The organism is Paenibacillus terrae HPL-003 (genome assembly GCF_000235585.1).
Taxonomy (GTDB): Bacteria; Bacillota; Bacilli; order Paenibacillales; family Paenibacillaceae; genus Paenibacillus; species Paenibacillus terrae_B.
Genome location: NC_016641.1, coordinates 2,176,021 through 2,188,102 on the forward strand (window position 1 = coordinate 2,176,021; position 12,082 = coordinate 2,188,102).

General features: G+C 49.6%; 13 protein-coding genes and 1 tRNA gene. 10 read left to right on the plus strand and 4 right to left on the minus strand.

From position 1 onward, the window contains the following. The first annotated feature begins 73 nt into the window (after positions 1-73). The 3 genes from HPL003_RS30175 (at position 74) to HPL003_RS09965 (ending at position 2,707) form a co-directional block, all read left to right on the plus strand. Positions 74-208, plus strand: a complete 135-nt coding sequence (locus HPL003_RS30175; protein ID WP_274378191.1) for a hypothetical protein — start codon at positions 74-76, stop codon at positions 206-208. Between the two features lie 178 nt (positions 209-386). Further along, positions 387-1,019, plus strand: a complete 633-nt coding sequence (locus HPL003_RS09960) for an NAD(P)-dependent oxidoreductase (protein ID WP_014279498.1) — start codon at positions 387-389, stop codon at positions 1,017-1,019. A gap of 32 nt (positions 1,020-1,051) precedes the next feature. Next, positions 1,052-2,707, plus strand: coding sequence for a bifunctional ADP-dependent NAD(P)H-hydrate dehydratase/NAD(P)H-hydrate epimerase (locus HPL003_RS09965; RefSeq protein ID WP_014279499.1), 1,656 nt, complete (start codon positions 1,052-1,054; stop codon positions 2,705-2,707). Here HPL003_RS09965 and HPL003_RS09970 read toward each other — a convergent pair. Beyond that, on the minus strand, positions 2,691-3,200 hold the full coding sequence (locus HPL003_RS09970; RefSeq protein ID WP_014279500.1) for a hypothetical protein: 510 nt from the start codon (positions 3,198-3,200) through the stop codon (positions 2,691-2,693). The genes HPL003_RS09965 and HPL003_RS09970 overlap by 17 nt on opposite strands. 177 nt (positions 3,201-3,377) lie before the next feature. On the opposite strand from HPL003_RS09970, the gene HPL003_RS09975 reads away from it, so the two are divergent. Further along, positions 3,378-4,214 carry an HAD hydrolase-like protein gene (locus HPL003_RS09975; protein WP_014279501.1) on the plus strand — a complete coding sequence of 279 codons (837 nt, stop codon included), beginning with the start codon at positions 3,378-3,380 and terminating at the stop codon, positions 4,212-4,214. 199 nt (positions 4,215-4,413) lie between these two features. On the opposite strand, the gene HPL003_RS09980 is transcribed toward HPL003_RS09975, so the two are convergent. Next, positions 4,414-5,364, minus strand: a complete 951-nt coding sequence (locus HPL003_RS09980) for a beta-ketoacyl-ACP synthase III (RefSeq protein WP_014279502.1) — start codon at positions 5,362-5,364, stop codon at positions 4,414-4,416. A 245-nt stretch (positions 5,365-5,609) separates the two neighbouring features. On the opposite strand from HPL003_RS09980, the gene HPL003_RS09985 reads away from it, so the two are divergent. After that, a complete protein-coding gene (locus HPL003_RS09985; protein WP_014279503.1) occupies positions 5,610-6,287 on the plus strand; it encodes a MarR family transcriptional regulator in 678 nt (225 codons plus the stop codon). Positions 6,288-6,423: 136 nt separating this feature from the next. Here the strand turns inward: HPL003_RS09985 and HPL003_RS09990 are convergent, their stop codons facing one another. Then, on the minus strand, positions 6,424-7,455 hold the full coding sequence (locus HPL003_RS09990) for a ribonucleotide-diphosphate reductase subunit beta (RefSeq protein ID WP_014279504.1): 1,032 nt from the start codon (positions 7,453-7,455) through the stop codon (positions 6,424-6,426). 21 nt (positions 7,456-7,476) lie between these two features. After that, complete coding sequence (locus HPL003_RS09995; protein WP_014279505.1) at positions 7,477-9,810, minus strand: ribonucleoside-diphosphate reductase subunit alpha; 2,334 nt, start codon at positions 9,808-9,810, stop codon at positions 7,477-7,479. A gap of 490 nt (positions 9,811-10,300) precedes the next feature. Here HPL003_RS09995 and HPL003_RS10000 point away from each other — a divergent pair, with 490 nt between their 5' ends. The 5 genes from HPL003_RS10000 to HPL003_RS29685 all read left to right on the plus strand — a co-directional run bounded on the left by HPL003_RS10000 (position 10,301) and on the right by HPL003_RS29685 (position 11,989). Continuing rightward, positions 10,301-10,648 (plus strand): MTH1187 family thiamine-binding protein, encoded by a 348-nt coding sequence (locus HPL003_RS10000; protein WP_014279506.1) that lies wholly within the window; start codon positions 10,301-10,303, stop codon positions 10,646-10,648. A gap of 74 nt (positions 10,649-10,722) precedes the next feature. Further along, a tRNA-Thr gene (locus HPL003_RS10005) sits at positions 10,723-10,794 on the plus strand. Between the two features lie 158 nt (positions 10,795-10,952). Continuing rightward, on the plus strand, positions 10,953-11,207 hold the full coding sequence (locus HPL003_RS10010; protein ID WP_014279507.1) for a hypothetical protein: 255 nt from the start codon (positions 10,953-10,955) through the stop codon (positions 11,205-11,207). Positions 11,208-11,358: 151 nt separating this feature from the next. Continuing rightward, positions 11,359-11,547: a hypothetical protein gene (locus tag HPL003_RS10015; RefSeq protein WP_014279508.1), complete on the plus strand. Its 189-nt coding sequence runs from the start codon at positions 11,359-11,361 to the stop codon at positions 11,545-11,547. Between the two features lie 355 nt (positions 11,548-11,902). Beyond that, positions 11,903-11,989, plus strand: a complete 87-nt coding sequence (locus HPL003_RS29685; RefSeq protein ID WP_238533501.1) for a phage holin family protein — start codon at positions 11,903-11,905, stop codon at positions 11,987-11,989. Positions 11,990-12,082: the final 93 nt, after the last annotated feature.

Genomic DNA, 12,082 nt, shown 5'->3' on the forward strand with positions numbered 1-12,082 from the left:
ACGTCTGACAGAGATATATGAAGTATTTTTTGGTAAAATAGACAAGATTACAAGCAGGGAGGGGAGATTCAGCATGAACGAACATATAGAAAATACCGCAGAACATCATAGAAGATCGAATCACCCGGACGGGCAGCTTCGCGTGGAGTACGTCATTCCATCTGTAGAGGAGTACCGGAGGTTCCGGCGGGTAGCTTTGCGACGCTGATCGCAGACAAGCCAGCCGATCGCTTGTATGCGCAATTCGGCTTCCAGTTGGTCAGTCCGAGATCGGAAGGAATGTACTGGCGGCAGCCGGATGGGCTATAAGACAAGCAGGTTTAAGCTGAGGCTAAAGCGGATAAGTAATAGTAAGTAAATCATAGACAGGAAGAAGGCAAGGTCAGATGAAAGTCATTATTTTTGGAGCAACAGGAACCATTGGTCAAGCATTGGTGAAGGAGGCCATCAAACGCAAGTACCAGGTGACGGCGGCGGTGCGTGATCCGCAGCGTGTAACAGAGCAAAGTGAGTATTTGACAGTCGTTCAAGCGGATATTCTGAATCCTGATTCCGTAACAGCCGCGGCCAAGGGACATGATGCCATGATCAGCGCTTATGGTCCCAAATTTGGAGCCGAGGAAGAATTGCTTGAAGCGACACGGTCTTTGCTGGAAGGAACCCGGCGTTCCGGCGCAGAGCGCATACTGGTGGTTGGTGGAGCCGGCAGCCTGAAAACGGAAACCGGTGAACGTCTGATGGATACCGCCGAGTTTCCAGAGGAAATCAAGCCACTGGCAGCCGCACATGCCGATGCACTAGAGCTGTATCGTGCTGCGGACGTGGACTGGACATATTGCAGTCCTGCCGCAATCATTGAGCCGGGACGGCGTACAGGGCAGTTTCGCATTGGCTTGGACCATGTAGTTGTTGATGAATTGGGTCACAGCCGCATCTCGGTTGAGGATTATGCAGTTGCCCTGATTGATGAGCTGGTGGAAGGGGAATTTGTAAATTCTCGTTTTACGGTCGGGTATTAAAAAAGTGATGGCACTACGGGAGGCGAAGAAGCATGTATATTGTGACCGCCGAAGAAATGCGGCAACTGGATCGGTATACGATTGACAAGCTGGGCATCCCGGCCCTTACCTTGATGGAAAATGCCGGGCGTGCGATAGCTGACGAGGTATTGAAGCTCTGCGCTGTGGAAAGTGGATGGAGCCATAAGAGCTTCTCCGGAAGCCACGCAGATTCAGCCTACGGTACGGAACGCAGATATCGAGTGGGGCAAGGTGCTGCCGAGCAAGGCTATGATGAGGGCCCAGCCTATGCTGAACGGGAGCATTGGTATATTCTCGTAGGCAAAGGCAACAACGGCGGTGACGGACTGGTGGCGGCCCGTCATCTAACGGATGCGGGCCTGCGCGTCACCGTTGTGTACGCTGAGTCGCCGGACTCGCTGCGCGGCGAAGCAGCGGTGCAACGCGATACCATCGCGGCTCTGCACATCCCGACCCTTGTCTACGGCCGGGATGCCTTCGACTTGCGCGGCGCCTTCGGCATCGTCGATGCCCTGCTGGGCACGGGCACACAAGGCCTGCCGCGCGAACCCTATGCCTCGCTGATTCGCGAGGCCAATGCCAGCGGCGTGCCGCTTGTGTCGGTAGACGTGCCCAGCGGCCTCAACGCCGACACAGGTGCGCTGTACGAGCCGTGCATTCGTGCACGCGTCACCGTATGCCTCGCCTACCTGAAGCGTGGGCTCGTCCAATACCCGGGCGCCGAGGCCGCAGGCGATGTAACGGTACGCTACATCGGCATTCCGCCCGGGCTTGCCCGCGAGCGCGGCGTACAGCTACGGCTCCTGACCCGCGATACGCTGCGCGAAGCGCTGGGCGTGGACGTGAGCCGCAGCCGCGTGCCGGACGGGCACAAGGGCACCTACGGCCATGTCCTCGTCGCCGCGGGAAGCCTGCGTATGAGCGGCGCGGGCCTGCTGGCCGCACGTGCCGCCTTGCGCATTGGCAGCGGCCTAGTGACGTGGGCGGTGCCCGAGGCGCTGCTGCCGCGCCTCATCGGAGCCGCGCCGGAACTGATGCTCGCTGCCGCAGCCGTAGGTGGAGACGGCGAGTGGAACGCCGGCTCCGCGGATGAGCTGCTACAGCTCGCGCAGGCGCGCGATGTGCTGGCCGTCGGCCCCGGCCTCGGCCGCTTCGCGGGAGACACTGGCTGGCTGCGCCGCCTGTGGGAAGAATACGGCGGCCCGCTCGTACTTGATGCGGACGCCCTGAACATTCTCGCTGCGGCGGGGCCAGAGCTTGATGCCTGGAAGCCGAGGGGCGCGGCGGTTGTACTGACGCCGCACCCCGGCGAGATGGCCCGTCTGCTGGGCCTATCGACGGCCGAGGTGCAGCGTGACCGCATCGCCCATGCCCGGCAGTATGCCCGGACACGCGGGGTCACGCTGGTGCTCAAGGGAGCGCGTACCGTCATTGCGTGCCCGGACGGAACGGTTTATGTCAACACGACAGGCCACGCCGGGATGGCGACAGGCGGCGCAGGTGATGTGCTGACAGGGATCATCGCAGGCTTGCTGGCGCAGGGCTTGAACGCTTCACAGGCAGCAGCCTTCGGCGTGTACTTGCACGGCGTGGCCGGAGAAACAGCCGCGCGTCATCGCGAGCATGCCGCCTCGGTCATTGCAGGTGACATTATTGAAGCCCTATAGACCATAACAGCAAGGGCAGAAGGAAGGCCAGGATGATCTGTACCCCAAAACCACGGCTCAGCCAGGGTCTTCCCGCATAATGCCTTCCCCGATAATACAGTAATGTAATCACGGTACCCGCGATGCCGTTGCTCCATGAGACGCCCGTTCCTTCAGGGGATATAAAAGAACCTAGCAGGAGGAAGATACTGAATCCTGCGGCAAGGTACAGGATGAGCCGCTCCGGTTTTCGCAGCCAGGGCAAGAGGTCGTGCAGCGCATCGGCGGCAAGAGCTGCCGGTAGGGCAAAACCATATGCCCATAGCTGCGCGGTCAGCTCACCGCTATTGCCTGCTATGGTTGCAGGAATCCCCGTCATCGCCTCTGCAATATAGCAATAGGCCCATATCAGACCAAACACCAGTCCTCCGCAAGCCAGTTTGTTCAGCGCATAACAACCCAGCTCCATCCGCCAAGGCATCTTGGGATTATATTCATTCCATGGATGTCTCATGTTGCGATTCCTCCTTAGTACACTTCATGACAATCAGTAATCTGCAACCAGTCAAGGAATTTATTTCAATTACACTCTGCTGACGCTTTATGGCATTTCATTTTACGTTAGCTGTGTATCATGGTCCTAAGAAATAATGACAGCGGATAGCCGCGTTACGAAAAAGGCGGGGATTGCATGATACAAGCGGTTATTTTTAATCTCGAAAGTACATTGTTGGACCCCGGAGGACGAGGCTTAATCCAGGGAATACGTGATATTTTCAGATGGAAGGGTGTACAGGTAACGGAAGAACAGGCGTCTCATGGGCGAGGATTACCGATCCGTGATCATATTGCGAATGTGCTGGCACTTTCAGAGGTTCGGAAACAATGGCTGGATTGCTTCGGTACGCATCCCGGGAGAACGGATATTGAGCATATTTATCTTGAACTTGTGCCTGTTCTCCGTTCTTTGATCCAAGGAGCTGAGCCCACTTTCGGTATCGATAAAGCCCTAAATGAGTTGCAGGAACGTCGGATTCAGTCAGGCGCTACCGCATCTTGCCCGATGGAGATGCTGGGCAACGTTTTTACGCCTGCACAGTCCCCATATGCACTGGATTGCACAGTAGCTCCCTGTGAAGTTTCGCAAGGGCGCCCTTATCCATGGATGATCTATGAGATTGCACACCGCTTACAGGTTTTCCCGCTTAGCGATATTGTGAAAGTAGGAGATACGTCAGCGGATATGCAAGAGGGCAGGAATGCTGGTGTGTGGACAATAGGTGTGCTGAATCATAACGAAGGTGCGCTGACCACGTCGCAAGCAACTAGCCGTGAAACCGGCGATAGAGTGGCTGAGGAACGGCGCAGACAGAGCGTATATGGATTAAAAAGGGCAGGAGCCCACATCGTCATGAACTCGGTCGCTGACTTACCACGTATTTTGCGTGAAATCGAAATGCTCCAGCATACGGGCGGCTTCCCTTCCTATACAAAGCAAGTAAAAACAGCGTTAATGCCTCCATCGTGAGCAGCGTTGATATACTGTGGAGCTATGGATTGGATTACATGTTTCTAGGGTATATGTATGCACCACATCGAACGAAAGTGAACTTCTCAGGTTCTGGGCAGTGCAAAAAAAGCCTTATCCCGTTTCTATTGAATCCATCCCCAAAGGGCAAAGCTGGTTCATAGAACTGGGTCAAGGCTTTTTCTGTAAAGTAGAGAATTCATGCGATCTGAATAACTTGTACGCCCCATGCCAAACCCGCGCCGAAACCGATTAGCATCACAATATCACCAGGATGAACGCGTTGTTGTTCCATCGCTTCCGCAAGCGCAATGGGAATAGAAGCTGCTGATGTATTTCCGTAATTTTCGATATTCACAAAAAATTTATCCATTGGAATATTCATCTTGCCAGCGGCACTCTCGATGATTCGAATGTTGGCTTGATGTGGAATGATTAAAGCAATATCATCAATGCTTAATTTCAATGTTTCCAGAGCTTTAGTTAGCATGGATTCCACAATACGCACCCCAAACTTGAAAACCTCTCGACCTTGCATGGTGATGGGCCCTGTAACCGGGGATGTCAGCGCTTCTGCTCCACGTTCTTCCGAGCCTAGCAAGGAGAAGCACGGGAAAGCGCCGGGGCGAGATTGAAGGACGACAGCGCCTGCTCCATCTCCAAACAGGACAGCAGTATTACGGTCCTGCCAATCTATGATTTTGGAGAACTTGTCCGCTCCAATCACCAGAACGTTGTGGTAGGCACCCGATTTCATCATGTCGCTGCTGACCGAGAGGGCGTACACAAAACCGGAGCAGGCTGCTGATAAGTCAAATGCAGGTGCACGGCTCCCGAGCTTTTGCTTGACCAGCATGGCGGTGGAGGGGAAGGCATAATCAGGAGTTGAAGTCGCCACGACAATGAGATCCACATCTTCCGGGGATACATGGGCACGGCTTAAAGCCTGGATTGCAGCAGCAACGGCAAGGTCAGAGGTGTCCGTGGTTGCTTCTGCAATATATCGCTGACGGATGCCTGTTCGTTGGCTGATCCATTCATCGGATGTGTCCAGAGATGCGGCTAATTCCAAATTGGTTAACAGGGAGGTCGGAACGTAGAATCCTGTACCTGTTATTGTAACCCCGTTCAGGTTGAGAGCTGATTGCATTTAGGTTTCCCTCCAATGAAATAATCACACAAAAGACCTTAAAGACCAAAAAAACCAAAAAACAGTATGAATAAAAATATAACACAGGTGGATTAAAAAGAAAATATGCAAAGAGCAGCCCGCTGTACGGAGAAATCAGGAGTGATCCTGTGGCTTGATTAAATAGATATTCAGTGCTAAGATTTAGACACAAAAAACCCAAAAACGTATTCGAAAGGATACACAGGGAGGTATACAACGCTACCGTGCCACTTACTAAACGTCGTTTGCAATTTCTGCATACATTAGTGGAGTTGTATCAAAAGACAAATTTACCTATTCATTACGAAGCCTTGGCTAAATCATTAGGCGTTAGCAAATGGACGGCCTATGACATGCTGAAAGAAATTGAAAAGCTTGGTTTTATTACGCGCAGCTACGAGGTGAATGCCAAGGTAACCGGACGATCTCAGGTCGTATTTGTGCCTACGGATAAAGCTTCGGATTTGTTCAACCAATCCAGGAATGAATTAGTCGATCTGGTGGATTGGAAAAAAACCGTCCAGAACATCTCGGGATTGCTCAAGGATTTGAACAACACAAGCCTCAATGAGGCTGTACGAAAAATTTGGACTGAAATTCCTGAGACCAGCGTCAGAATCCATTTTTGCGCCTATATTATAGGGCTGCTTCTGATGTACTTGAAGAAGCTGGGGGGCAAAGCAGGTCCCTGGATTCAGCAGATAGTTCTTACAGCGCCAAGCAAGGAAATGGGCATGACCATGTTTGTCGGCACGGTGCTGGGTATGGCTGTACAAACGATAAACGATGAATTGGGCCTTGAAATTACGGAGCTAGTTTCCCGCTTTCTGCAATCCATTTCGGATCTTTCTGACGAGGAAAAAGAGTTGCTTTACGATTTTCTGAGCGAGGCTTTTGTATAAAAGGATATGGATCATTCGTGAGGAGAGGAAGCTGGTCTCCTTGCGCTTAGTTTTTGGGTCTTTTGTGTGTTTTAATACTCCTCATGAAAAAAAGCCTTAGCCCGGTAAATACCGAGTTAAGGCTGTATCTGGTTAATTACAAATCGTCAAATCCGTTGTCGTCTCCGACCTTGCCGTAATTGCGCGATTTTGCTTCAAAAAAGTCTGTTTTTGTCGCGTTCAGTGCTTCATCCGAGAACGGCTTGATCCAAGGCATACAGTTTACGTCAACGCCTTCGTAGGCTTTATCCATCCCAAGCAGTCTCAGGCGCATGTTCGCCATGTACTTGATATAATCGCCCAGTTCGTTCAGGTCGATGCCGCGAACCTCTTTGAGCGTGTAGTGCGCCCAGTTCGTTTCCAGCTCGACTGCGCGGTCGATCATGCGGTAGACATATTCCGTATTTTCCTTTGTGTCCAGCTCAGGGAAATCAGACAACAATTGCTTGAACACTTCGGCAAAAAAGTAGCAATGCTGATTTTCATCCCGCTGGATATACGAGATCATTTGGCTGGTCGACATCATCTTCTGGTCACGGGCCAGATTGTAGAAGAAAGCGAACGTACTATAAAAGAAAATGCCCTCCAGAATCAAGTCCGCCACCATCGCCTGGAAAAAGGTTTGCGGATTTTGCTCATCACGGAACTCCTGGTAAATGTCCGAGATGAATGTATTACGCTCCAGCAATACAGGATCATTTTTCCAGTATTCAAAAATTTCCTTCTGCTCCTGATCCGATACCAGCGAGGAGAGCACGTAGGAGTAGGATTGGTTGTGCACGACTTCCTGCTGCCCGATAATGGCCGATATAGCTTCCAGTGAAGAATCGGTAAAGTAGCGTTTTACATCCCCCACAAACATCGTTTGCATGGAATCCAGCACGGCCAGCAGGCCGATGTTGATTTTAAATGTGCGTTGTTCTTCGGCATCCAGCGTAGGAAATTGGGACGCGTCCTTGGACATCGGGATTTCATCCGGAATCCAGTGGTTTAACAGCAGCACCTTGTACAGCTTGTACATATGCGGCATGCGAATATCGTTCCAGTTCAAGATACCAGAGTTTTCACCTTCAATAATGCGGGTAGAGCGGTTAGGCGCTTCCGTGTTAAAAATCTTTTGTAACTGCATGGGAGATTCTCTCCTTAAAATTTAGGATGCGCAGCTATCGCATTCTTCAATCGTCAGTGCGCGGCTGCGTACATAATAGGTTGATTTCATACCTGATTTCCAGGCATGAATGTGCAGTTCCAGGAATTCAGTAGCTTTGATATCCGGGCGCACATACAGGTTAAAGCTTTGGCCCTGGTCAATATGACGCTGACGGGCAGAGGCCATGTTGATTGAAGCGTGCTGATCCAGCAGGAAAGCCGTTTTGTAGTACCAGATTGTTTTTTCATTCAAGTCCGGTGCAGGGTTAGCGATCTTGTAGGTTGTTTTCTCTTCATAGGAAAGCAATTCATACAATGGATCAATGCTGGCCGTAGAACCCGCGATGATGGACGTGGAACCGTTAGGCGCGATGGCGAACAGCCATGCGTTGCGGACACCGTTTTGCTTGACTTCTTCCGCAAGCTCACTCCACTCGGACGTGGTTACAAATTTGCCTTCACGCGTACCGTCCGTATAGCCACGGGATGTGAAATAATGCCCGGTAGACCAGTCAGAGCCTTCAAATTTGGTATAACGGCCTTTTTCCTTCGCCAGCTCCATGCTTGATTTTACAGCCAGATAGTTAATTTTTTCGTACAAATGGTCGTTATAGGTTACCGCTTCATCGGATTCCCAACGGATGCCTTCGAGTGCGAGTAGATGATGGAGTCCGAACGTACCCAGACCAACTGCGCGATATTGGCTGTTTGTATATTGTGCTTGCAGCACCTCAATATTATTGATATCTATGACGTTATCCAGCATACGCACCTGAATCGGTACGAGACGGTCCAGCACACCTGCCGGAACCGCACGAGCCAGATGGATGGAGTTCAGGTTGCAGACGACAAAATCGCCAGGGATTTTGGAAATGACAATGCGTGTTTGTCCGTCCTTGGTGACCAGTTCTTCTTTTTCCACGACGGTCGCCGATTGGTTTTGCATAATTTCCGTGCACAGGTTGGAGGAATACACCATACCATGGGCGCGGTTCGGGTTGGCCCGGTTTACTGTATCGCGGTAGAACATATACGGCGTACCTGTTTCCAACTGTGATTTCATCAAGCGCTTCATGATGTCGATGGCAGGCACCGTAATGCGGGAGAGAATTGGATGCTGTGACGCTTCCTCATACTTCTCGCGGAAGGAACCTGTACCCAAGTTTTCATCGTAAAAATCCTCCAGCCCCATTGGACGGCCGTTGTCATCTTTCCAGCCCATGACCTTCTTTACTTCATGCGGGCAGAACAGATTCCATTCGCCGCGTGCTTCGACCTGCTCCATGAACAGATCGGGCAGACATACGCCATGGAAAACATCATGTGCACGCATACGCTCGTCACCGTTGTTCAGTTTCAGGTCGAGGAACGCAAGAATATCTTTGTGAAATACGTCCAGATAGACGGCAATTGCACCTTTACGTGTACCCAGTTGGTCTACGCTGACCGCTGTATTGTTCAGCTGGCGAATCCACGGGATGACCCCGGAGCTTGTATTTTTGTGTCCACGGATGTCGGAGCCACGTGCCCGTACTTTACCGAGGTATACGCCAATGCCGCCGCCCATTTTGCTGAGACGGGCTACATCAGTGTTGGAATCGAAAATACCTTCCAGCGAGTCGTCTACGGTGTCGATGAAGCAACTGGAGAGCTGTCCGGCGACCTTTTTCCCCGCATTGGACATCGTTGGTGTAGCCGCCGTCATGTACATATTGCTCATCGCCCAGTAAGCTTCCTTCACCAGCTCCATACGCTTGTCGGCAGGCTCTTTGTGCATCAGGTACATTGCGATGATCATGTAGCGTTCCTGCGGCAGTTCCATCACGCGTCCGTCAAAATCGTTCGCCAGATAACGCTCGGATAGCGTCAACAGCCCGATGTAATCGAACAGCAGGTCATTTTTCGGCAAAATAGATGCACCCAACTCGTCGATTTGTTCCTTGGTGTAGTAATCGAGCAGCTCTTGACGATAGATGCCTTTCTTGATCAACTCCGTAATCAGCGGATAAAAAGCGCCGTAAGGCTCGTCCGCATAGGATTTGTAACGGCGGTGAGTGGCCGCTTTTTTATATAAGGATGTGAGCAAAGCACGCGAAGCGGCGAATTTCCAGTCTGGTTCTTCCTTGCTGACCAGTTCAAGCGCAGCCATCGCAAACGCGTTGCTGATTTCGTCGCCCGTGACTTCGTCCCGGCGCAGCTTGCTGACCACACCGCGGATCAGGCGATCTTTATCCAGCTTATCCAATCCGCTGAGCACACGGTCGGCATAAACGGAAATGCGTATTTCATCAAAAGCCAACTGGCGGTTGTTTGGTTTCGTTACGAGTTGTGGCATAGGATTAATTCCTCGCTTTCCTGACTTGGGATTTATACTTGAAAATAAATGACAGTGAAAATGAAAAACGACGCTGAAAAATTCCGGGTTGCTTGCTTGGTTCAGACAGCATTTTGGGGCTGTATGTAATCCAACAACATAGAAATAGCGATGCGCTTGCCAATGAACGGGCGTGAAAACGGTTCCCATGAGATTTATCGGCTACATCACTACATTTAGACGTCTTATAAATATTTAACCCAACATATTGTGTTGAGAAACTTAAAATTTCAAATAAGCGCAAGGAGTATTATAGCAACATATGAAGCCATACGTAAAGGAAAAGGAATGGAAACGCCAAAAATGAAGAGAGGTCGCGGGTTGTATTTGAATTGAGGTCGTGTGAACGGTACAATAGATTGTAAGGAAGGATTTCGAAGAAACAAGCAGCATACATATGACCCTTTTGCGAAAAGATGGATGCCTCATCACTTGAAGGAGGAACTCAACGATGGCTATTGCAGAAGTAACCGTAATCCCGATTGGAACAGGCAGTACCAGCCTGAGCGACTATGTTGCACAGATGCAGAAAGTGCTGAAGACGCAAAAAGGAATTACTTACGAACTTACCTCCATGAGCACAATTATTGAAGGTACGCTGGATGATGTTTTCACTGCTATCGCTGCGCTGCACGAAGCGCCATTCCTATCAGGAGCGAAGCGCGTCTCCACCTCGGTCAAAATTGACGACCGCCGTGACAAGCCTTCCTCCAGCGGCCAAAAGCTTCGTTCCGTCGCAGATAAACTATCCGGCACCGGGACAGGGAACGTGACCGAATTAAATCCAAATCCTAGCTGAAAAATTGGATGTAAGTCATTGATTTTTATGTAAGGAAGAGTATAATAGTTTTTGTTGTCAGTCTACACTGACCCGCTGGTGTAGCTCAGGGGTAGAGCAACGCACTCGTAATGCGTAGGCCGGGGGTTCAATTCCCTTCACCAGCATCCTATGAAACTCAAGCACAGCGCGGCTTCCAAGCTTTTTGGAGGCCGCGCTTTTTTGTTGAAGTGAGGGGAATGCAAACAGTCTGCAAACCTTTAGTTTACTTTCCACATCGTCATAAATGGGTAAACGGACGAAGAATGTAGGTGAGACAAAAAAAATGAGTGAAAATGAAATTACTTATCAAGAAATCATAGAATTTTTTCAACAGCACAGGGAAATTGAATTTTATTATCAAGATAAATTGTATGCTTTTCTCTCTCACAAGGGAGGACTCGTACTTGTTTGTGAAAATAAAACAATAACCCCTACTTTTGAAACATATGAAGAGATGGTCGACAAATCTTTGATTAATGGGAAGAAGTTTTTAGAGAGATTTGAAAATAGTGAAATAACAATTGCTGCTGTACTTTAACATTTCAGAGAGTGCCTATTAAGGTGCTCTCTTTTTTTATAGTATGTAGATCGTCATAATGCCGGTCTACTTTTTTATGAGAAGAATTCCGATGAATTCCTGGGTACTAAAAAAGGAGTGGTGATTAATTTGATATCTTGGAGAAAAAGAAGTGAGTTTAAAGACTTTGATGCTACAAGTGGCTATATCAGGAAAGTTTATGGGAGAGAATGTGGGTGCCGTTGGGGATTGGGCTAGCGTCTATGAGATGAAGGAGAACAAAGAGAATAACCCACATGAATGTATCCAAGCATTGGAAAATGATGAAGGTATGAGAAAGCGTACTGTGTGGGACAAGTAAGATCGAGAAAGTGAGCAAAAGCCAGCTTACCAGGGCTTAATTGTTCATTTTCCGGTATTGTCCGGCTTTTGTTCTTTGACGACCATTTTTAGCAATTTGTAAAATGGTCTTGTTCTTCCTCTCTAGTTACTAAGTACAAATGTTTTTAAATAAGCGACTGTGTTACTTTGGTGCTATAAATACATAGGCAGATATAAGTCACTCATTTGGGTGGCTTTTTTATTGACTTTTGAAAGGATCGCCCAAACAGCCAAAAAAATGCAAAGGTTGTGTATGGGAGAGGTGGGATTCTTTTACCAAGAGTAGATAGTTTTAGATGCACGGTGATAAACCACTGCAGGTGCTGCTTATATTGATGGCGTTAGATTATATTTCTGGTGTTGCAGGAGCAATTAAAAATAAGAAAGTGGACAGCGATAATCTATTTTTATGCTGGTCGTGAAGGATTATCATTGGCCGAGATTTTGGGCGCAATGGATGTGCCTTTACCATGTTAAGCTGAACCAGTTTCTGCATCAACTGAATGAGAAGGGAG